Genomic DNA, 20908 nt, shown 5'->3' on the forward strand with positions numbered 1-20908 from the left:
TGGCGTGACCTCCAGTAATCAAATCATTCTGCATCAATGTCCCAGAACGCGGCGCAATCCGGCGACGCACCTGTCATGCTCTGCCCACGCCTCGTCCGATGTGAATTCCATGGCATCGACAAAAGCGCGCAAATGCGCGGCGCGCTGCGCCTGCAACAAGCTATGTGCCGTACCTTCCACCCTCAGGGTACCGAACAGGCGCTTGAAATCCATCGCCCAGAATGTCTGTTCCCCATCCGCCAGCCGGACAGTGCCAGCCCGTTCCTCCAGAATGCCGCGGCAGATCGAGGAAAAGCTCTGTTTCTCGGTACAACGATAGGTCCGGGCCGGATCCGGCGCATAGGCGTCAAGCGCGGACTGTTCAATCCCCTCGGGAAGCGAGGAGGATGTCTGCTGCAGGAACCGCAGGAACTCCCTCTCGAATTTCGGCCAGGGCGTGTTGTTGGCCCGCAGGAAGGTGGAACCGTGACTGTAGATGACGATGTTGTTGACGACATCGCCGTATTCTTTGCGAATGTCCTCTTCCAGCCTGGAGAAGGCACGCACCCGCAGATCACCGATTTCGACGAACCGCCCGGGGTGGACCCAGTCGGCCGGAACCTCCTTGACGTGATACAGGCCCCATTTTCCGGGGTTCCGGATAAATCCCTTGTCATCCACGATGGAATAGAACACGTCGATCTGGGCCCAGGGCACACTGACCTGCCGACTGTCCGACAGGGGAATGGACAGCGTGCGGCTGTTGCCCTGCTGCATCGACAACATGTGGAAGCCACCGCCCTTGTAGGGTCCGGGCTCCCAGCAGTTGAACCCAGTTTCCCTGAGAACCGGCAGGGCAACATCCTCGAACTGCCGCACCTGGTCCGGAAAGATCATGATGTCGAGATCATCCATCCAGTAGGGCATCTTGCGGTTCCGGACATAGCCGACCATGGATCCCGCAAACAGGTAATATCCGACGCTGCAGGCATCAAGGATTCCCAGCATCTGGGCATGAACATGTTGGGACAACTCGGTATACTGCTCGTATCGCGCGTGGGAATACCCGGCAGCACATGTGAAGACGCCTCGCTCTTCGGGCATGAAAAGAGAGGCGATCTGCGCGTCCAAAGTGATCTGTTCCATAAACCCTGCTGTTCCTGTTCAACTTTCCCGGCCTGTATGGAGACCCGCGACAAATACGTGTTCGATCCTGATCTGTCAGCGGTTTTCTACAGGAACCGGCACATCCATGCCATGGCTCTTCAGCAGGGCATGGCGACGTGCGGTTTTCAGATCCTCGGTAATCATCTCGGCGCACATTTCCTGCGCGGTGATCTCTGGTACCCAGCCTAGCCGGGCCTTGGCCTTGGACGGATCACCCAGAAGCGTGTCCACCTCGGCCGGCCGGAAATAGCGCGGGTCGATACGCATGATCACGTCGCCGGGTTTCAGCGCCGGGGCCTTGTCGCCCGCGATGGCGGTCACGGTGGCGATCTCGTCCACGCCAGTGCCGGAAAACGCCAGCGTAATCCCCAGCTCGGCCGCCGACCAGGTGATGAACTCGCGCACCGAATACTGCACCCCGGTCGCGATCACGAAATCCTCGGGCGCGTCCTGCTGCAGCATCATCCACTGCATGCGCACGTAATCCTTGGCATGGCCCCAGTCGCGCAGACTGTCGATATTGCCCATGTAGAGACAGGGTTCGAGCCCCTGCGCGATATTGGCCAGCCCCCGGGTGATCTTGCGGGTGACGAAGGTCTCACCACGCCGCGGGCTCTCGTGGTTGAACAGGATGCCGTTGCAGGCATACATCCCGTAGGCCTCGCGGTAGTTCACCGTGATCCAGTAGGCATACATCTTGGCCACCGCGTAGGGGCTACGCGGGTAGAAGGGCGTCGTCTCGCGCTGGGGCGTCTCCTGCACCAGACCGTAAAGTTCCGAGGTCGAGGCTTGGTAGAACCGCGTCTTCTGCTCCAGCCCCAGGAAGCGGATCGCCTCGAGCAGGCGCAGGGTCCCTATCGCGTCCACGTCCGCGGTATATTCCGGCGCCTCGAAACTGACCGCCACATGAGACTGGGCGCCAAGATTGTAGACCTCGTCGGGCTGGACCTCCTGGATGATCCGAGTCAGGTTGGAGGTGTCCGACAGATCGCCGTAATGCAGCCGGAACCGCGCGTGATCGGCATGCGGATCCTGATAGATGTGGTCGATGCGCTGGGTGTTGAACAGCGAGGCCCGGCGCTTGATCCCGTGGACCTCGTACCCCTTGTCCAGCAGGAACTCCGCCAGGTAAGAACCGTCCTGTCCCGTGATACCGGTGATAAGGGCTGTCTTCATTCTTTGTTCTCGTTCCCGCAATCCGCTGCGAAGCTAGTCCAGGCGGGCGGGAAAGGCCATGCCTGAAAAGAGTGCTCAACATTTTATATAGGACTGACCCAGTTCATGCTTCACCAGCGGGAAGCATGAATGACCACCTCTGCCATAACCTGCATCACGCTGTGGAGCGCGATCCAGAGGACAGACATCCTGGCGCAGGGTAGTGCGCAACCCCGCGCCGCAAGCACCTTGCCACCATTGGCAAACACTTTCACAATACGAGAAATCCTCAATTGTTTTCAGTGTCTTGAATTTACGGAGTCTCGAGCATGGTTGACGTGAAATTGCGGGGCGCCGTCGACGGTTTCTTTTCCGAGAAAATCCTGGGCGGCTGGGTGCTGCCCCCGAGCGTCGCAGATCCCGGCACAACCCAAGTGCGGGTGTTGCTTGATGGCCAGGACATCACGGCCACACAGGACCGTGTCTACCGAAAGGATATCGGAGCGAACTGCGGATTTCGGGTCGTGCTGACGCGACCGATCACGCCTGAACTGGTCGCGGACAGGAGGCTGGTGTTTCGGTGTATCGACAATGGAACCACACTGGGTGAAATCGCGATCCACGACCCGTCTTTCCAGAAGTTCTGCAGGAAACAGGAGGCAGAGCGGCTGGAAAAAATCGTTTCGGGATTGTCCACGACCGAGGCGGCAGCCTTTTTCGAAAAGTGGAGCGACAGGAACCTGCTGGCGCTGATCGACCATGCCGAACGCAGGCTTGGCAAGACCCCGCCGGATCCCTCGGCAGAACTGTCGCATCTGCCAGTGCAGGTGGGCCTTCGGTCACGATGCGGGACCGCACGCGTCGGCCGAGACGGATACCTGTTCCTGGTTGGGGGGCGTAACTCTCTGATAGATGTGTTTCAACGATCCGGGTACGAACCCGAGATCCAAACCTTTGTCCGGCGGTGGCTAGACCTGTTCCAGGCGCGCAAGGCCACGCTGGACACGGTCGGAGTGCACTACCTGCAGATAGTCATTCCCGAAAAGATCAGTGTACAGAGCCAGTTCTACCCGGAGTCGCTCCAGGTACCCAACCCGATCTATCGTGGCATCATGGCCGAGGCGGGAGCAGCAGACTGGATGCTGGATGTTCACTCGGAGTTCATGGCGGAGCCCGATCCGGCGGCGCTCTATCGCAAGCTCGATTCGCATTTCACCATCCAGGGCAGCATCCTGGCGACGCGGGCCATGCTGACCGCGCTAGGCGAGAGGTTCGACTTTCCCGACCGGTTCGAGTCGACGGTGCGCGGCGGCAACGACCTAGGGTCCAAGTTCGGTGGTCTTTTTGGACTGGAGGACCGCGCCGACATGGACGCCGCCACCAAGGCAAGCCTGCCGGGGCCGGTCGAGCGGGTCGAGACGCTGGTGCCACCCGACGGTAAGCATATCGGCATCCGGGCGGTGTTCCGCTGCGCGGGGGCGCCGATCAACAAGCGACTGGTAGTGTTTGGCAATTCGTTCTTCGAACGCGGCGCAAGCCCGCGCGGGCTCACCTGGTGGTGCGCCCGGCTGTTCCGCGAGTTCCATTTCGTGTGGAACCCGGAACTAGACATGGAATACGTCGAACAGGTCAAACCGGACATCGTGGTCTGCCAGACCATTGAGCGTTTTCTGATCGCTGTGCCTCCGAAATGAGGTGAGGCTGTGTGGAATTTTATCCCATGCTGCGATCCTTCCATTCATGTGAAAGGGTCGCACTATCAAACTCTGGGATTAAATACCTATCCAGATATCAAGCCCAGATGAATCCTTGCACATTCAGCATGGGTAATGGGTTTTTCTATTCCGCCCCGCAGACGCTCCCATTCCCCGGGAGTCGTAGCAAGCTCCAGCAACATCTTGGACCAGGCGGTCGGGTTGCCGGTCTGGACATGGCGTCCGTTGACCCCGTCGGTGACCTTTTCCGCCATGCCGCCGATGTCCGAGACGATCACCGGACGCCCCAGTGCAAACGCCTCCTGGATGACCATGGGCGAGTTTTCCCACCAGATCGACGGGACCACGACCCAGTCCACTGAGCGCATCCGGACCGGTAACTGCGTCATCTCGTAGGGACCGACCCATTCCAGCGTGCCGTGCTTCTCCAGCGGGGCGCGCAGATCGGCAATCTTCTCGCGGAAGGTCTCGGTCTGGTTTTCCAGGTTGGCGCCATGGATTTCCAGCACGAAATTCTTGCGTTCCTTGCGGGAGAGCCGGTTCGCGGCCTGCAGCAGGACATCGACCCCCTTGTACGGGTTGACCTGCCCGAAGAAGCCGAAGCGGTTTCGGGTCTCGCCTTCTTCCAGCGGGCGCGGCGGCAGCGCGACGGTATCGTTCTGGCCGTTCTCGATCACCGTGATACGCTCGGGGGCGATGCCCCAGTCGATGTAGCGCTGGCGCAGGAATTCCGAGGGGGCGACGAACTGGTCGACCAGGTCGAAGAACCACATGATCCGATGCTTGCGCAGCCAGAAATCCTCGGCCGAGAACTCGGGAAAACAGTTGTGGCAATCCTGGTAGTCGGAACTGTGGCACAGCCGCAGGCTGCCCCGTTTCACCATCTGGCCGTTCTGCAGGCAGATCCCCAGGTACTCGTGTAGGGTCAGCACGATCCTGATGTTCGGATCGACCCGCTTCACCACCTGCAGGAATTCGAGCCCGAGGTGCAGGTAATGATGGGCATGCACGACCGTCGGACGCAAGGCGCGCAGCAGTTCAGCGAAATAGCCAACGGTCTCGAACCGGTTTGCGGCACGGAAATTCACTACCTCCGGTGTCGACTGCTCCCAGAGATACTCCTTGTCGCGGCGCTTGCCGATCCGCCCCGTCGCGCCACGTCCCAAGTCGGCGCGGGCAAGGAACCAGGCATCCTCCACCTCCGGCTGATCCAGATAACCCTTGAACAGGTTGTAGGCTGCGATCTCGCCTCCTCCCTTGGAGAAGTCGGGATGCCCGTGGGCCATGACCAGAATGCGTTCTTTGTTCATCAAGGAAATCTCTGTCTGCAGGTAAATCGGATCAGGCGTACAGGAACTGCGGCCAGCGGTTCATGTGGCGCAGCGAATTCGCGACCATCACCCTGATCTTGAAGGAATCCGCGCCGATCTGCGAAAATGACTGCCGTTCCAGGTGAACCAGGGACACGGTGGGCAGGTAGCCGATGTCCAGCCCGGCCGCCCGGTAGCTAAAGCAGAGGTCAGAATCCTCGTAATCCCCGATCAGGTAGCCGGTGTTCCAGCCGCCCAGGCGTTCCAGTTCTTCGCGCCGCACCAGCATGCAGGCCCCGGTCGCCAGTTCCACCGCCTCCAGTTCCTTGCGGGGATCGAGGGCAGGATCCAGCCCCAAGTTAGGGTGGTGATTGATCCATATGCCGAGACTGTCCAACCGCTTGGATATCATGCCGCAATGCTGGATACCACCGTTGGCAAACAGCAGGCGCGGCACCACGACACCAAGTGCCGGATGCGTGTCCAGCGCGGTCACCATCTGCTCCAGCCAGCCCACCTGCTGTGGGAAGACGTCGCTGTTCATGAACAGAAGCCGAGGCGCCCGGGCCTGAGAGGCGCCCAAGTTGTTTGCCCCCGAGAAACCGCGGTTGACCCCGCCCCAGACCCAGCGGAACGAAAACCCATAAAGCTGGTACAACTCGCTGCAGGACGCGATGAACGCCTCCTTGATGGCCGGATCGTCAATCACATAGATCACTTCGGCCTTTTCCCGCATGTAGGGGTCGCGACTGAACTCCATCAACTGGTGTTCCACAAAATCATGGCGTCCATAGAGCGGTATGATCAGGCTGACCTCGGGACTGTCCGGCTGTGGACCCAGGTCCGCCCCAACGACCTCTTCAGCCGCCCAGCCCGCTTGTTCCTGCGCAATCAACGGGGCCAGGATGGGCCAGTCCACCCGCGACAGGCGTGTAACAAGATCGGGCAAGGGAGTCTCGACCCCCAACAGAATCTTCGCCGCTGCCTTGGGGGCCGCCGGCAGCAGCCGAGGCTTGGGGGTCTTTGTCAGGGTGAGGGTCGCAGTCCCGGACATCGCCAGAAGCATGCCCGGTCCGGAGACCCTGTTTTCCAAGCGTGCGACGAAACCCGCCCTGGAAACCTGCGCCTGCCCAGCGTCGAAATTGGCGGCCAGATCGGGCCGCGGGAAGCGGTACATATCCTGCAGCGCATGAAACGTGCCGTCCTTTTCCAGCAGGACGATCGCGACATCCTCGTCCCCGAGAATCCAGCCGTGGATGAAGCTGCCACTATCCGGGTGGGAAAACAGACCATCCACCGCCCCCCGGATCTCGATATCCTCTTCCTCGCCGGGCGGCAGGAATAGTTGATGGGCAATCCAGTCAGGGGATCCTGTTTCAAACCCGGCAACCTGCCGTTCCAGGATTGGCCTGAGGCTTTGCATGAAATTGTCCGGCAGATCGTCCAGCAGCGTGATGCCGGTCTGGTCCCCTCCATCGGGACGGGTCCAGTGCAGGATCACCTCACCCTCGGTATCTCCGCGCAGGATCGACAGGATGAACCCGGCATCCTTGGGGATCTGCTCACCATAGATCGCTGCGACATCCGGGCGGGAATAGCGTTCAATCCGGGTTTCGCATGTCTGCTCCCCGACGGTGGCCCCGATGTCAGAAACGCTACTGCCGCACCAACCAGCCACATATGTCCATCGGCCAATCTCGACGGCAAAATCCACGAAGAACAAACTGGATGAAGTTTCGGGGGTTTGACCTGCGGCTTGATTCAACTCAACGATACCTTCGTATATGGATGGACAGTCATAAACTGGCGTTTCGCCCCGCCAAATGCGCCTAGGGTTCCTTATCCTGTCGGGGCAGGAGTTTGAAGGGTTGTTTCGGTTTACAGGTTCAATACATGGGCAGGAATCGGAGGGCTGCACATTCCTTGACACACTCATGCCCGTTTGATCATCGATCATGAAAAGATAATATAAAACAGAATTATAGAATATACACGATCATTAATATAACATTATGCACATTATATGAGTGACTTTCTTGCAAAGAGACATACTCATTGCAAAGCATACGCGCACAGTCATCCGCAACACCTCCCCCGTGACGCTCAGCGCAAGGACTCCAAGGGGATTTGCGCCAACATGACGACAGAGCTCCCACTTGCATTCGTTTACAAACGGTCGTTTATATGCGATCCCCTAGATTGAAAATGTCTCTAGTTTCATGCCCCTGATCGGCTATGCCCGCGTTTCCACGGAAGACCAGACCCCCCTGCCCCAGTCAGAGGCGCTGAGATCCGCGGGCTGTACCGAGATCTTTCAGGAACAGGCCTCGGGCGGCAGTCGGGCACGGCCGGTGCTGGCCCGAGTGCTGGAGCGGGTCGGTAAGGGGGATACGCTGGTTGTTGTGCGACTTGACCGGCTGGCGCGCTCTCTTTCGCACCTGCTGGAGGTGATTGAGCAGCTTGAGGCACGGGGCGCCTTCTTCCGCTCTCTGCAGGACCCGATCGACACCGCCTCGCCGCAGGGTAAGTTCACGCTCCAGGTTCTGGGCGCCGCCGCCGAGTTCGAACGCGCCCTGATCCGCGAGCGTACGAAGGCCGGGCTTGCCTCGGCGCGGGCAAGAGGGCGGGTCGGCGGCAACCCGGGCCTACGCGCCCGGGATCCGGTAGCGCTGCGCAAGATGCGCTTGGCCCGCCAGATCGGCTACATGGAACGCCTAAACGAGACTGCGGCCGATTGGGCGCCGCATGTACACCGGATGCGCCCGGAAACGCCTTGGGAAGACGTGGTCCGAGTGATCAACGCGGCGCTTCCGTCCGAGCGGCGCTGGACACAGGCCCGCCTCCTGCGCGCGGTCAAAGCCTATGTCCGCGACGGATTTCTGCCGGACACCGTCCTGGGCCGAGCCCGGAGAATCGAGGCCGAAGATCGCCTACCCGCCATTATCGCCGCCATGAAGGGCGCGGACCCGGACATCACCCTGCAGGCCATCTGCGACCGGCTCGAGGCGATGCGCGAACGTACACCGCGTGGGCGCACCCGGTGGCAGCCCTCTTCGGTCAAGATGCTGCTGGACAGGGCCAAGCGGCTTGGATTCCTGTAGAGCCGGTTATGCCCCGGCCGGATCTTCTGCAGATCGGGTGTTGCCTTCGGTGGTGTTTGCCCTGAAAGCTTCGCACCAAACCACAGGACCGACCGAACACCCCATGCGCACAGCCTTCGTCACCGGCGCAGCCGGCTTCATCGGATACCACCTGAGCTTGCGCCTGTTGCAGACAGGATGGCGTGTGGTCGGCCTCGATTCCCTGAACGCCTATTATGACCCGGAACTGAAACGACGCAGACTGGCGATGCTCAATCGGCAGGAGGGTTTCTTGCCGGTGACGGGCAAGCTGGAAACCCCCGGCCTGCTGACAGATATCTTCGCCGCCCATCGCCCTGCCCGCGTGTTCCACCTGGCCGCCCAGGCGGGCGTGCGCCATTCGATCGAGGCGCCCCGCGATTATGTCGAGGCAAACCTTCTGGGCACCTACGAGTTGCTCGAGGCCGCCCGCGCCCATCCCCCCGACCATATGCTGCTGGCCTCGACCAGCTCGGTCTATGGCGCCAATGCCGCGATGCCCTATGCCGAAACCGACAAGGCCGACAGCCAGATGTCGTTTTATGCCGCCACCAAGAAGGCGAACGAGGCGATGGCGCATTCCTATGCCCATCTCTATGACCTGCCGGTGACGATGTTCCGCTTCTTCACCGTCTACGGCCCCTGGGGCCGACCCGACATGGCCTATTTCAAGTTCACCCGCGCCATCCTGAGCGGCGAGACGATCGACGTCTACAACAACGGCCGGATGCGACGCGATTTCACCTATATCGACGATCTGGTCGGGGCCATCCTGGGCTTGGCCGAAGCCGTGCCCGGAGAGGTCCCGGTGGGCGACCACGACAGTCTCAGCCCGGTGGCACCCTTTCGCGTGGTCAATATTGGCGCCAGCCAGCCCGTCGAGCTGATGACCTTCATCCGCGCCATCGAAACCGCCTGCGGCCGCCCGGCCGAGATGCGGATGTTGCCGATGCAGCCCGGCGACGTGCCCGCCACCTGGGCCGAGACCCGGCTGTTGCGCGACCTGACCGGCGCCGGGATGGACACGCCGCTGGCCACCGGCATGCAGCATTTCGTCGATTGGTATCGCGACTATTACCGGATCTGAGCCAGCGCAGCAGAGCAGCGTTGCAACAGAAAGCGGAACCGAAGATTGTAAACAGGCCGGAAGAGCAGCCCGGCACAACAAGAGAGGTAGGGGTTATGCGGATCGCCATGATCGGAACCGGCTATGTAGGCCTGGTCTCCGGCATCTGTTTTTCCGATTTCGGACATGATGTGATCTGCGTCGACAAGGACGCAAGCAAGATTGACCGACTGAATGCCGGCGAGGTGCCGATCTATGAGCCGGGGCTCGACGCGCTGATGGCCAAGAACGTGGCTGCCGGGCGGCTGAGCTTCACCACCGATCTGACCGTCGCGGTGGACGGTGCCGAGGCAGTGTTCATCGCCGTAGGCACCCCCACCCGGCGCGGCGATGGCCATGCGGATCTGACCTATGTGATGGCCGCCGCCAAAGAGATTGCCCAGGCCCTGACCGGCTATACCGTGGTGGTGACCAAATCCACCGTGCCAGTGGGCACCAACCGGCAGGTCAAGCAGACAATTTCCAAGGCCAATCCGCAGGCCGAATTCGACGTCGCCTCGAACCCGGAATTCCTGCGCGAGGGGGCGGCGATCGAGGATTTCATGAAACCCGACCGGGTGGTGGTGGGGGTGCAGAACGCCCGCGCCGCCGAGGTGATGGCCGAGATTTACCGACCGCTCTATCTGCGCGACTTTCCGATCCTGACCACCGATCTGGAAAGCGCCGAGATGATCAAATACGCCGCCAACGCCTTTCTCGCGACCAAGATCACCTTCATCAACGAGGTGGCAGGCCTGTGCGAACGGGTCGGCGCCGATGTCAAGGAGGTGGCCCGCGGCATCGGGCTGGACGGTCGGATCGGCAACAAGTTCCTGCATGCAGGCCCCGGTTATGGCGGCTCGTGCTTTCCCAAGGATACCGCGGCGCTGGCGCGCATCGGACAGGACCACGCCTTTCCGATGCGGATCACCGAAACGGTGATCCGGGTCAATGACGAGGTCAAGAGCCGCATGGTCGAGAAGATCCGCGACGCGCTGGACGGCAGTTTCAACGGCAAGACCATCGCGGTACTGGGGGTGACCTTCAAACCCAATACCGACGACATGCGCGAGGCGCCGTCGCTTACCATCGTGCCGACCCTGATCGGGGGAGGCGCCCGGGTGCGGGTCGTCGATCCGCAGGGAAAGGCCGAGGGCGAGGCGCTGCTGCCCGGGGTCAAGTGGATGGACGACCCCTATCAGGCGGCACGCAAGGCGGATCTGGTGGTGCTGTTGACCGAGTGGAACGAATTCCGCGCCCTCGACCTCAAGCAGATGGCGCGCAAGATGGAGACCCCGCGCATGGTCGATCTGCGCAACATCTACTCGGAAAAAGCCGCCCGCAAGGCCGGGTTCGAGCGCTACATCGGGGTCGGGCGCTAGCCCGATTGGTTACCGAAACGTTTCGCGCGCGAAACATCGCGGGGCAGGTGGGGGCTCTGCCCCGCCGCGTCAGACGCGGCTCCCCTGGGATATTTGGAGCAAGAGGAAAGACCCTGTCAAAGGGATTTGAGCCAGTCTTCCAGCATTTCGGCCAGGCGTTCGGAGATACCGTCGCCCACCAGTTCGATGCGCCCCTGATCCGGGGTGAAGCGCATTTCGATGCCCTGGGTCACCCGGGTGACGATCCGCTCACCGGCGGCCGAGTTCTGCGCGGTCGAGCGCAGCCTGGGCCGGGCAGGGGGTTCGGGGTCGGCCGGCGGGGGCGGTGGTGCCTGTCGTTCGGCCAGGGACTGGGCCAGAATGCGCATTTCGGCCGGGGCGCTGTCGCGGGGGCTGTCCTTGAGCCGCGCCTTGAGCAGATCGGTAAAGCCCGGATCGCGCACCATCTCGCGTGCCAGCGCCAGGCCCAGCTTCTCGGAAATCGCCGAAGGGAAGTAGAGCACCGCGTCGAATGCCTCGACCAGCAGGATGAAGGTCCCGATCTTGGAACGGCGCGAACGGGTGGTATTGCCAAACAGCCCCTGCAAGGCGGCGCGCTGATTGGGATAGACGCCTTCCTTCATCGCGCGCACCGCGATACGGGCGCGTTCGTAATGGCTGAGATTCACCCGGATCTCGTTTTCCTCGACCATCGCGACATAGGCGTCCTGCGCGGTCTCGGGCGCGATCACCATGGCGCGCACTGTGGCGAATTTAGGGTCTGAAGTCTCTTTATAGAGCCTGCGCAGCGCGGTCAGTCGCCGCCAGCCCGAGATCAGGCCATGGGTGCGCCCGCCAGCGGGATCGGGCAGGGGGACCACCTCGACCGGCATCTGCTGGCCGCGCGCCCGCAGGCTGTCGGTCAGCGCGGTCATCTCGTCCTCGTTCTGCTCCAGCCGGTCGCGCACCAAGTGGCGTTCGTCGATCACGTCAAGCGGCAGCAGCTCGATCATCCGACCTTCGGCCCGCGCCGTGGCCATGGCCTGGCTCATCTCGTCGAGCGCCGCCCGGGCCGAGGCATCGCCCGCCACCTGGGCAATCGGTGCCTGCCCCGCGCCCAGCGGCATCGACTTGGTCTCGGGCGCCCGCTGGCCGGGCACGGGACCGTCCAGGAAAACCGGTTGTGCCGGGCTCAGTCGCTTGCGTTTTGCCATCTCTACCTCCGGGTTTGCCCTTGTTAGGCCCTGTTATTCCGCCGCCGCCTGCGCGGCCAGCTCGTCGCGTCGCCAGACCCCCAGCAACAGCCGTTTGAACGCCGCATAGGTGGCGTCAAAGGTCTCGCGCCCGCGGGCATAGGTTTCGCGGTTGAAATCGCGGTAATCGGCCTCGTAGATGCCATGCACCCGTTCGCCCGCCTGACCGATCAGAGCAGTGAAATCCTGCCGGTGCGGCGACAGCGTCTTGCCCAGATAAGCCTGCATCAGAGCCGAAAGTTCGCCTTGCTGTGCCCCGTCGAAGCGCGTGACCACCGCGCGCACCGCATCCCATTCGAACGCCATTTCGGGCCGCCCCAGCGCGCGCGCGGCGAGATTCTCGCCATCCTCGATGCTGGCAAAGGTGGAATGCAGCATGTCGAAGAAGCGCCCGGTGGAATCGAACTCCAGGAACGAGGCGCCCAGCGGCACCAGTAGGATATCCGCCGCTGCCAGACCGTTGATGGTGAGATATCCCAGCGCGGGCGGCGTATCGATGAAGACCAGGTCATACGCGTCCAGCACCCCGTCGGCCGCCAGCCGGTCGGTCAGCGCGTCCCACAGCTTCCAGCCGCGCGCGGCCATGCGCCAGACCGGGATCTGGAACTCGGCCCAGTAGAGGTTCAGCTGCGCGCCGATCAGGTCGATATTGGGCCAATGGGTGGACTGGATCACGTCCTTGGCCGTCATCTTCATCGCCGCGCTCAGCGCCTCGTCCAGCGGCTGCGGCGCATCACCCCGGTCCAGCCGGCGTTGGTTCTCCAGCCGCAGATATTCGCCGTAATGACGCGCCAGCAGGGGAAAGGCGGTCTGCCACTCATCCTCGACCCGGCCGCCAAAGATCGAGGTCATGGAACCCTGGCTGTCGAGGTCGATCACCAGCACCCGGTAGCCATCCAGCGCCGCCGACATGGCCAGATGCGCCGCCGTGCTGGTCTTGCCCACGCCGCCCTTGAAATTGGCCACGGCGACCAGTTTCGCGGGCTGCCCCTTGGGGCGGTAGGGCAGATAGTTCTTGGCCTTCGACCCCTGCGCCCCGAAATGCGCCCTGAGCCGCAGCACCTCGTCCAGCGTGAACCACTTGGCGCCGCCCTCGGTTTCCGAACGGCCTTGCGGCAGGTCGGGGTTCTGTTTCAGCACCCGGCGGAAATGGGCCTGGGCCACCGGGATCAGATAGCGGGTGATCTCCCAGGTGGAAAACAGGCGCAGCGTCTTGCGCCCCTCTTCGTTCATGCCCCGGCTGGCCAGGTCGGCGCGGCCGCGGGTACAGGCCTCGGCAATGGCGGCAAACCCTTCGGTACCTGTGGGTAAGTCCAGCTCGGCCAGCGCCGCGTCCGGGTCGATGTTGAAATAGGGGGGCAGGGGGGTGCTGTCCTTGGACATGGGAAATCTGCTCGATGTGCTGTGTTTTCCTCATGATACCGGAAAAGACGGCACATGGAAGAAAAAGGCGCATGTCGCGCGGATTTTCTAAGCAAATTAAGGGGGTGGTGAGGCTGTTTTACCGCATTTCCATCGGGTTGGCGATTTTTTTGTAGTGTTAGATTTGTGTTATTCAATTGTTACGGGGTAGGTGATTTGCCATTTTTTTCTTTATGATCAATCGGTAAACCTGAATTTCAGGAGAGGACACGACTCTGAACCCCCGAAAGACTGACTCCGAACCCCCGATCAGGCGACTCCGAACCCCCGTTGTGCGGGCTTGTGGATAACTCTAGGGTGGTGTCACTAAAACCACGAAAGAAAACGAGTCGGATACCGACCGCAGAACGGGCACCGAAGGCAGGGCCATGAGCAGGGCAGTGACAACAATGGGCGCGGGGCTTTTGCCCGATCACCATCAGCAGGGCGATTTCTTCGTCTGCGATATCTTCGATGCGATTCCCAAGGACGACATCGCCAGCATGGAACATCCGCTGTTCTCGCTGGCGACCCGGCCCGACCGGCGCATCCTGCAGTATGATCACAACGGCACCGAGATCACCGTCACCCCCAGCGTGCGGGGCCTGGCCACCATCCATGACAAGGATATCCTGATCTTCTGCATCAGCCAGCTGATGGCGGCGCTGAACGCGGGTCGCCGGGTCAGCCGCACGGTGCAGCTCAAGGCGCATGACCTGCTGATCGCCACCAATCGCGAGACCAGCGGAGACGCCTATCGCCGCCTGCGCGAGGCCTTTGAGCGGCTGGCGGGCACCCGCATCACCACCAATATCGTCACCGGCGAGATCGAGACCACCACCGGGTTCGGCCTGATCGAAAGCTGGGAGATCGTGCGCAAGACGCGGGGCGGGCGCATGGTCAGCGTGGCGGTGACGCTTAGCGACTGGCTTTATCGCGCGGTGCTGTCGAAATCGGTGCTGACGCTCAGCCGCGATTACTTCCGCCTGCGCAAACCGCTCGAGCGGCGCATCTACGAGTTGGCGCGCAAACATTGCGGGCGTCAGCCGGCCTGGACCGTCTCGGTCGACACGCTGCTCAAGAAATCCGGCTCGGCCTCGCCCCGCCGGGTGTTCCGCAAGATGCTGCGCGACATGATCGAGGCCGGTCACCTGCCTGATTACGAGATGAGCGAAGAGCCCGGCGACCTGATCCGCTTTGCCCCGCGCGGCGGGCTGGTCGAGGGCGAGGCCCGCCCGCCGGCGCTGCGCGCCGAGACGCTGGAGGCGGCGCGCGCCCTGATGCCGGGTCAGGATGTCTATGCGCTCGAGGCGGAATGGCGGGGGGTCTGGGCCCGGTCGGGGGCGCCGCGGCTCAGGCGGCCGGACGGGGCTTTCCTCGGGTGGGTCAGAAAACGGTCAGGTCCGAAATAGATGCTGTTTTGAGGCCGGTTCGGGATTTTTGTCGACCAGCCCCGGTGACAGCCCGGAGCAGGCTTGGTAAGGGGGGCAGAGTTTCAGGACAACATTTGGAAGACCATGCAGATAGAAGAGACAAAGTTGCCCGGGGTGAAGATATTGACCCCAAAGCGATTTGGTGACGACCGTGGATTCTTCAGCGAAAGCTGGAACCGCAAGGTTCTGGCCGAGCAAGGGATCACGCTGGATTTCGTGCAGGATAACCATTCGATGTCTGCCCAGGTGGGCACCATCCGGGGGCTGCACTTCCAGAGCCCGCCTGCGGCCCAGGACAAGCTGGTGCGCTGTGGCCAGGGGGCGCTGTTTGACGTCGCGGTCGATATCCGCAAGGGCAGCCCGACCTATGGCCAATGGGTCGGGGTTGAACTGACCGCCGAGAATGGCAAGCAACTGCTGGTGCCAAAGGGGTTCCTGCACGGGTTTGTCACCCGCGCGCCCAACACCGAGATCTGCTATAAATGCACCGATTATTACGCGCCGGAATGTGATGGCGCGGTGCGCTGGGACAGTTGCGGCATCCCCTGGGAATTCGATGGCGACCCGGTTCTGAGCCCCAAGGATGCCGCCGCGCCTGCTCTGGCTGATTTTGACAGCCCCTTTGTCTGGGAAGGATAAGAACAGATGAAACTGCTGATAACCGGGGGCGCGGGCTTCATCGGGTCCGCCGTTGTGCGGAACGCGATCCGGGATGGTCACCAGGTCGTCAACCTCGACGCGCTGACCTATGCCGCCTGTCTCGACAATGTGGCCAGCGTGGCCGGGCATCCCGGTTACGGTTTTGTCCGGGCCGATATCCGCGACCGCGCGGCGCTGGATGCCGTCTTTGCCGAACACAGGCCCGACGCGGTGATGCACCTGGCCGCCGAAAGCCATGTCGACCGGTCGATCGACGGGCCGGGCGATTTCATCGAGACCAATATCACCGGCACCTTCAACATGCTGGAGGCGGCGCGCAAGTACTGGATGCAGGCGGGCAAGCCCGCGGGTTTCCGGTTTCATCACATTTCGACCGACGAGGTTTATGGTAGCCTGCCCGCCGATCCGGCGGTGATGTTCACCGAAGACACCGCCTATGATCCGCGCAGCCCCTATTCGGCCTCCAAGGCCAGTTCCGACCACCTGGTGCGCGCCTGGCACGAGACCTATGGCCTGCCGGTGGTGCTGACCAATTGTTCCAACAATTACGGCCCCTATCACTTCCCCGAAAAGCTGATCCCGGTGATCATCCTGAACGCGCTGGCGGGCAAGCCGCTGCCGATCTATGGCGACGGCTCGAACATTCGCGACTGGCTCTATGTCGAGGATCATGCCGACGCGCTTTTGCTGGTGGTGCAGAAGGGGGCGGTGGGCCGCTCCTACAACATTGGTGGCGAGAACGAGCGTACCAACCTGGAGCTGGTGAACACGCTCTGCGGCATCCTGGACGACCTGCGCCCGCGCGCCGATGGCAAGGCCTATGCCGAGCAAATCACCTTTGTCACCGACCGTCCCGGACATGATGCGCGCTATGCCATCGACCCGACCCGCATCCGCGAGGAACTGGGCTGGCGGCCCAGCGTCACCGTCGAGGAGGGGCTGCGCCGCACGGTTGAGTGGTATCTCGACAACGAGGACTGGTGGCGCGCGTTGCAGAACCGCGAAGGTGTTGGTCAGCGATTGGGGGTGAAGGCATGAAGATCCTGGTATTCGGAGAGATCGGCCAGCTGGGTCAGGAACTGATCCGCCGCGCCGGCGAAACAGAGCTCGAGATCCGCGGGCTGGATGTTGCCGATTTTACCAACCCTGACGCCTGCGTCGCCTTTGTCGAGGCCACCGATGCGGATGCGGTGATCAATGCGGTGGCCTATACCGCGGTCGACAAGGCCGAAGAGGACGAGGCCCTGGCCGAGCAGATCAACGCCACCACGCCGGGCGCGCTGGCGCGGGCGGCGGCGGCGCGGGGGCTGCCCTTTGTGCAGGTCTCGACCGATTACGTGTTCGACGGGTCGGGCGACCAGCCTTTTGCCGTCGATGCGCCGACCGGGCCGCTGGGGGCCTATGGCCGCACCAAGCTGAATGGCGAGACCGCAGTCCGCGCCGCCGGTGGCGTGCACGCGATCCTGCGTACCTCGTGGGTGGTGTCGTCCCATGGCCACAACTTCATCAAGACCATGCTGAAACTGGGGACCGAGCGCGACCGGCTGACCATCGTGGCCGATCAGGTCGGCGGCCCGACCCCGGCGGCGGCGCTCGCCGATGCCTGCTTGGCGGCGGCCCGGCAGCTGGTGGCGGATCCGTCGAAATCGGGCACCTATCACGTCTCGGGCGGGCCGGATGTCAGCTGGGCCGATTTCGCACGCGAAATCTTTGCCCAGGCCGGGATCACCTGCGAGGTGGTCGATATTCCCAGTTCGGACTATCCCACCCCGGCCAAGCGCCCGTTCAACTCGCGCATGGACAATTCGGCCACCGAGGCGGCCTTTGGCCTGCCCCGGCCCGACTGGCGCGCCGGGTTGACCGAGATCCTGGCCGATCTCGGTGCATTGAAACAAGACTGAATTTCCTTATTAGGGCCTGAAAAAGGCGACATATTCCAAGAGGTTGAAAGACAAGGCATGAGCAATCGCAAGGGCATCATCCTGGCAGGTGGCAGCGGCACCCGGCTTTATCCAATCACCATGGGGGTCTCCAAGCAACTGCTGCCGATTTACGACAAGCCGATGATCTACTATCCGCTCAGCGTCTTGATGCTGGCGGGCATCCGCGAGATCTGCATCATCACCACGCCGCAGGACCAGGACCAGTTCATGCGCACCCTGGGCGATGGCAGCCAGTGGGGGATTTCGCTGAGCTATGTGGTGCAACCCAGTCCCGACGGCCTGGCACAGGCCTATATCCTGGCCGAGGATTTCCTGGCCGGCGCCCCCAGCGCGATGGTTCTGGGCGACAACATCTTTTTCGGTCACGGCCTGCCGCAACTGCTGTCGGCGGCCGACAAGGAAGAGACCGGCGGTACCGTCTTTGGCTATCATGTCTCGGATCCCGAACGTTATGGCGTGGTGGATTTCGACGCCGCAGGCAAGGCCCGCGCGATCATCGAGAAACCCGAAGTGCCGCCGTCGAACTATGCGGTGACCGGCCTCTATTTCCTCGATGGCACCGCCTCGGCGCGGGCCCGCGAGGTCAAGCCCTCGCCCCGGGGCGAGGTCGAGATCACCTCGCTTCTCGAGATGTACCTGAGCGAGGAACAGCTGCGGGTGAAACGCATGGGTCGAGGCTATGCCTGGCTGGATACCGGCACCCATGGGTCGCTGCTGGATGCGGGCAATTTCGTGCGCACGCTGGAAAAACGCCAGGGGTTGCAGACCGGCTGCCTGGAGGAGATCGCCTATCAGCATGGCTGGATCTCGACCGAAGCGCTGGCCGAACGCGCCGAGCTGTTCAAGAAAAACGGATATGGTGCTTATCTCAAGGGGCTGCTGCACTGATTTCCTGAGAGGGTGCCGATGAATATCCTTTTTGTTCACCAGAACATGCCCGGACAATACCGGGAGCTGCTGATGTGGCTGGTGGCGCAAGGGGGACATCGCATCGTCTTTCTGACCCAGCGCAAGGATGCGCCGCAGATCGCCGGGGTCACCACCCGGATCTATGCGACCCATCACAAGGCGCCTGACAAGGCCTATGGCCTGTCCAAGGTCTGGGAAGAGGCTACTGGCGCCGGGTTCGGCGCCGCCATGGCGGCGCGCGAGCTGGACCGGGAGGGGTTCCGCCCCGACCTGATCCTGGGCCATACCGGCTGGGGCGAGCTCTTGTTCATGAAGCAGATCTGGTCGGATGTGCCGATCCTGGGCTTTTTTGAATATTTCTATAACGCCACCGGCGGGCTGGTGGGATTTGACCCCGATGAACCGGTCTCGGATCACATGCCCTTCCTGATGGAGGCGCGCAATGCGGTGCCCTATGCCGCGATCCAGCATGTGGATCTGGGCCATGTGCCGACCGAATGGCAGAAACAGACCTTTCCGGCCAGTTTCCACGACAAGTTCTATACCTGCCATGACGGCATCCGCACCGACCGGCTGGGCCCCGATCCGGATGTATCGTTGAACCTGGGTCGGCTCGACCGGCCGCTCACGCGTCAGGACGAGGTCTTTACCTATCTGGCGCGCAATCTCGAACATGCGCGCGGGTTTCATGTCTTCATGGCGGCGCTGCCGAAAATTCTCGCGGCGCGTCCACAGGCCCGGGTGCTGGTGGTGGGGGGCGACGATGTCTCTTACGGGCGGCGCAGCAAGCATCCCAAGGGGCTGCGCGCGGAACTGACCGAGAAACTGGGCGACCGCGTCGACTGGGACCGGGTGCATTTCCTGGGCCGGGTGCCCTATTCGGCCTATTGCCAGGTGGTACAGATCAGCCGTTGTCACCTGCATCTGACCATGCCCTTCGTGCTCAGCTGGTCGCTTTTGGAATCGATGGCGATGCAGGCCACCATCGTGGCCTCGGACGTACCCTCGGTGCGCGAGGCGCTGAGCCATGGTGAAACCGGGATGCTGGTGGATTTCTTCGACCCGGATGCGCTCGCTGATCAGGTGATCGACGTGCTGGCCAATCCCGGCGCCTATGCCCATCTGGGCCCGGCGGCGCGCGCGCATGTGGTGGGCAAATACGACTTTCTCACCCGCTGCCTGCCGGAGCATATCCGGCAGATGAACAGCCTGGTGCCGACAGACAGGCAAATCCCGCTGCCGGCCTGATCCGGGATGTCCCGGATCAGTTGGTGATATTGGCGGTGGCGCTGAACACGCCGACGAAGTTACCGATGATGTTCGACACGGTCAGCACATCGTTGATCGGCGATTCCGTGGCGATGACCAAGTCGTCGGGGTTGATCTGGAACTGGCGCGCCGAAAACAGCCCGTCCGCCGTGGTCAGGTCCAGAGAGAACACCACCCGCATGTGGCGCGGCCCGCGGTTGCCGGCCGCCACCGCCGACGAGGGGTATTCGCGTAGCACCAGGATACCCTTGGGGTCGGCCTTGCTGTCCTGCAATCCGCCCGCGATCGACATCGCGTCCATCGCCGACAGCTTGTCCTTGGTGAAGATATGCAGATCCTCGCGCCCGGTGGCGCCGAAGGACAGGAAATAGCGTTCGTCCTCTTCGACAAAGACCCGGTCGCCGCCCCTGAGCAGCGTGTCGTAGTTTGGGTTGTTCAGCAGGGCATCGACCGAGGTGCCATAGATCGAGCTGCCGCGCACCAACCGGATCTGCGGATTGTTGAGCGTCGGGCTGAGCCCGCCGCCTGCCGAGATCAGCCCCATCACCGTATAGTTGCGGTCGGGCATCGGGTAGGTGCCGGGTTTGGCCACGCCGCTGACCAGGTCGACCGAGTTGTTGCGCCCCTCGCGCATGTCGAGCTGGAGCTGCGCCGAGGGCACGATCGCCTCCAGCGCCGCTTGCAGGTTCTCGCGTGCCAGGTCCGGGGTCAGGCCGATGACGCTGATATTGCCGACATAGGGCATGAAGATCGAGCCGTTGGCGGCAACGGTCACATCCTGCAACTGCACCATCTTCTGTTCGGTCGAGGTCAGCAGCGAATTGTCGCTGCTGTCCCAGATCCGCAGCGTCAGCTTGTCGCCGGGCTGGATGATCTGGGTCTTGGCGCCCTGGCTGGAGCCGATCCAGCGCAGGTTCTCCTGCTTGCCGGTGGGCGGCCATTGCGAAACGGTCGGCAAAAAGGCGCGATTGACCGTGTAGAGCGCGAAATCTGCGTTTTCCGAGTCGGCCTGTTTCAGGATCTCTTCGCTGACCGGGGCACCGCCGGGCAGCCGGCTGCGTGAGCAGGCGGCGGGCAGCAGGCCGATGCTGGCCAGGAGGAGAAGGATCATAAGGTGCCGCATGAATAC

17 protein-coding genes are annotated in these 20908 nt (G+C 62.4%); 10 read left to right on the forward strand and 7 right to left on the reverse strand.

Annotation, left to right across the window (positions count from 1 at the left end):
* Nucleotides 1–33: 33 nt before the first annotated feature.
* On the reverse strand, nucleotides 34–1125 hold the full coding sequence (locus OE747_RS21295; protein ID WP_263830481.1) for a LicD family protein: 1092 nt from the start codon (nucleotides 1123–1125) through the stop codon (nucleotides 34–36).
* A gap of 75 nt (nucleotides 1126–1200) precedes the next feature.
* Nucleotides 1201–2322, reverse strand: a complete 1122-nt coding sequence (gene gmd, locus OE747_RS21300; RefSeq protein WP_263830482.1) for a GDP-mannose 4,6-dehydratase — start codon at nucleotides 2320–2322, stop codon at nucleotides 1201–1203.
* A gap of 308 nt (nucleotides 2323–2630) precedes the next feature.
* Here gmd and OE747_RS21305 point away from each other — a divergent pair, with 308 nt between their 5' ends.
* Nucleotides 2631–3995: a hypothetical protein gene (locus tag OE747_RS21305; protein ID WP_263830483.1), complete on the forward strand. Its 1365-nt coding sequence runs from the start codon at nucleotides 2631–2633 to the stop codon at nucleotides 3993–3995.
* Between the two features lie 86 nt (nucleotides 3996–4081).
* On the opposite strand, the gene OE747_RS21310 is transcribed toward OE747_RS21305, so the two are convergent.
* Nucleotides 4082–5326 (reverse strand): glycosyltransferase family 4 protein, encoded by a 1245-nt coding sequence (locus OE747_RS21310; RefSeq protein WP_263830484.1) that lies wholly within the window; start codon nucleotides 5324–5326, stop codon nucleotides 4082–4084.
* A 31-nt stretch (nucleotides 5327–5357) separates the two neighbouring features.
* Entirely contained in the window at nucleotides 5358–7040 is a 1683-nt protein-coding gene (locus OE747_RS21315; RefSeq protein WP_263830485.1) for a glycosyltransferase family 2 protein, read from the reverse strand.
* Between the two features lie 505 nt (nucleotides 7041–7545).
* Here OE747_RS21315 and OE747_RS21320 point away from each other — a divergent pair.
* The 3 genes from OE747_RS21320 (at nucleotide 7546) to OE747_RS21330 (ending at nucleotide 10932) form a co-directional block, all read left to right on the forward strand.
* A complete protein-coding gene (locus OE747_RS21320) occupies nucleotides 7546–8427 on the forward strand; it encodes a recombinase family protein (RefSeq protein WP_263830486.1) in 882 nt (293 codons plus the stop codon).
* Nucleotides 8428–8530: 103 nt separating this feature from the next.
* A complete protein-coding gene (locus OE747_RS21325) occupies nucleotides 8531–9532 on the forward strand; it encodes an NAD-dependent epimerase/dehydratase family protein (protein ID WP_263830487.1) in 1002 nt (333 codons plus the stop codon).
* Between the two features lie 95 nt (nucleotides 9533–9627).
* Nucleotides 9628–10932 carry a UDP-glucose dehydrogenase family protein gene (locus OE747_RS21330; RefSeq protein ID WP_263830488.1) on the forward strand — a complete coding sequence of 435 codons (1305 nt, stop codon included), beginning with the start codon at nucleotides 9628–9630 and terminating at the stop codon, nucleotides 10930–10932.
* Between the two features lie 116 nt (nucleotides 10933–11048).
* On the opposite strand, the gene OE747_RS21335 is transcribed toward OE747_RS21330, so the two are convergent.
* Together OE747_RS21335 and OE747_RS21340 are read right to left on the reverse strand one after the other, a co-directional pair.
* A complete protein-coding gene (locus tag OE747_RS21335) occupies nucleotides 11049–12125 on the reverse strand; it encodes a ParB/RepB/Spo0J family partition protein (protein WP_263830489.1) in 1077 nt (358 codons plus the stop codon).
* A 33-nt stretch (nucleotides 12126–12158) separates the two neighbouring features.
* Nucleotides 12159–13547, reverse strand: coding sequence for an AAA family ATPase (locus OE747_RS21340; RefSeq protein ID WP_263830490.1), 1389 nt, complete (start codon nucleotides 13545–13547; stop codon nucleotides 12159–12161).
* 407 nt (nucleotides 13548–13954) lie between these two features.
* On the opposite strand from OE747_RS21340, the gene OE747_RS21345 reads away from it, so the two are divergent.
* From OE747_RS21345 to OE747_RS21370, 6 genes are all read left to right on the forward strand, one after another.
* Entirely contained in the window at nucleotides 13955–14977 is a 1023-nt protein-coding gene (locus tag OE747_RS21345; protein WP_263830491.1) for a replication initiator protein A, read from the forward strand.
* A gap of 105 nt (nucleotides 14978–15082) precedes the next feature.
* Nucleotides 15083–15637, forward strand: coding sequence for a dTDP-4-dehydrorhamnose 3,5-epimerase (gene rfbC, locus OE747_RS21350; RefSeq protein ID WP_263830492.1), 555 nt, complete (start codon nucleotides 15083–15085; stop codon nucleotides 15635–15637).
* A gap of 6 nt (nucleotides 15638–15643) precedes the next feature.
* On the forward strand, nucleotides 15644–16696 hold the full coding sequence (gene rfbB / locus OE747_RS21355) for a dTDP-glucose 4,6-dehydratase (RefSeq protein WP_164128232.1): 1053 nt from the start codon (nucleotides 15644–15646) through the stop codon (nucleotides 16694–16696).
* Nucleotides 16693–17559 (forward strand): dTDP-4-dehydrorhamnose reductase, encoded by an 867-nt coding sequence (rfbD, locus tag OE747_RS21360; protein ID WP_263830493.1) that lies wholly within the window; start codon nucleotides 16693–16695, stop codon nucleotides 17557–17559. Before rfbB ends, rfbD begins: the two co-directional genes overlap by 4 nt.
* 57 nt (nucleotides 17560–17616) lie before the next feature.
* Nucleotides 17617–18489, forward strand: a complete 873-nt coding sequence (gene rfbA, locus OE747_RS21365) for a glucose-1-phosphate thymidylyltransferase RfbA (protein WP_263830494.1) — start codon at nucleotides 17617–17619, stop codon at nucleotides 18487–18489.
* A gap of 18 nt (nucleotides 18490–18507) precedes the next feature.
* The gene (locus OE747_RS21370) at nucleotides 18508–19758 is read left to right on the forward strand and encodes a glycosyltransferase (RefSeq protein ID WP_263830495.1); all 1251 of its coding nucleotides are present in this window, start codon (nucleotides 18508–18510) and stop codon (nucleotides 19756–19758) included.
* Between the two features lie 16 nt (nucleotides 19759–19774).
* Here the strand turns inward: OE747_RS21370 and OE747_RS21375 are convergent, their stop codons facing one another.
* Nucleotides 19775–20902, reverse strand: coding sequence for a polysaccharide biosynthesis/export family protein (locus tag OE747_RS21375; protein WP_404818347.1), 1128 nt, complete (start codon nucleotides 20900–20902; stop codon nucleotides 19775–19777).
* Between the last annotated feature and the right edge of the window lie 6 nt (nucleotides 20903–20908).

The sequence above is a fragment of the Ruegeria aquimaris genome (genome assembly GCF_025751555.1).
GTDB classification, from domain to species: domain Bacteria; phylum Pseudomonadota; class Alphaproteobacteria; order Rhodobacterales; family Rhodobacteraceae; genus Ruegeria_B; species Ruegeria_B aquimaris.

Coding starts and splice junctions, on each gene's coding strand:
- OE747_RS21335 (WP_263830489.1), bottom strand. CDS start 12,125: ATGGCAAAACGCAAGCGACTGAGCCCGGCACAACCGGTTTTCCTGGAC.
- OE747_RS21370 (WP_263830495.1), top strand. CDS start 18,508: ATGAATATCCTTTTTGTTCACCAGAACATGCCCGGACAATACCGGGAG.
- rfbC (WP_263830492.1), top strand. CDS start 15,083: ATGCAGATAGAAGAGACAAAGTTGCCCGGGGTGAAGATATTGACCCCA.
- rfbA (WP_263830494.1), top strand. CDS start 17,617: ATGAGCAATCGCAAGGGCATCATCCTGGCAGGTGGCAGCGGCACCCGG.
- OE747_RS21375 (WP_404818347.1), bottom strand. CDS start 20,902: ATGCGGCACCTTATGATCCTTCTCCTCCTGGCCAGCATCGGCCTGCTG.
- OE747_RS21305 (WP_263830483.1), top strand. CDS start 2,631: ATGGTTGACGTGAAATTGCGGGGCGCCGTCGACGGTTTCTTTTCCGAG.
- gmd (WP_263830482.1), bottom strand. CDS start 2,322: ATGAAGACAGCCCTTATCACCGGTATCACGGGACAGGACGGTTCTTAC.
- OE747_RS21340 (WP_263830490.1), bottom strand. CDS start 13,547: ATGTCCAAGGACAGCACCCCCCTGCCCCCCTATTTCAACATCGACCCG.
- OE747_RS21330 (WP_263830488.1), top strand. CDS start 9,628: ATGCGGATCGCCATGATCGGAACCGGCTATGTAGGCCTGGTCTCCGGC.
- rfbB (WP_164128232.1), top strand. CDS start 15,644: ATGAAACTGCTGATAACCGGGGGCGCGGGCTTCATCGGGTCCGCCGTT.
- OE747_RS21320 (WP_263830486.1), top strand. CDS start 7,546: ATGCCCCTGATCGGCTATGCCCGCGTTTCCACGGAAGACCAGACCCCC.
- OE747_RS21295 (WP_263830481.1), bottom strand. CDS start 1,125: ATGGAACAGATCACTTTGGACGCGCAGATCGCCTCTCTTTTCATGCCC.
- OE747_RS21310 (WP_263830484.1), bottom strand. CDS start 5,326: ATGAACAAAGAACGCATTCTGGTCATGGCCCACGGGCATCCCGACTTC.
- OE747_RS21345 (WP_263830491.1), top strand. CDS start 13,955: ATGAGCAGGGCAGTGACAACAATGGGCGCGGGGCTTTTGCCCGATCAC.
- rfbD (WP_263830493.1), top strand. CDS start 16,693: ATGAAGATCCTGGTATTCGGAGAGATCGGCCAGCTGGGTCAGGAACTG.
- OE747_RS21325 (WP_263830487.1), top strand. CDS start 8,531: ATGCGCACAGCCTTCGTCACCGGCGCAGCCGGCTTCATCGGATACCAC.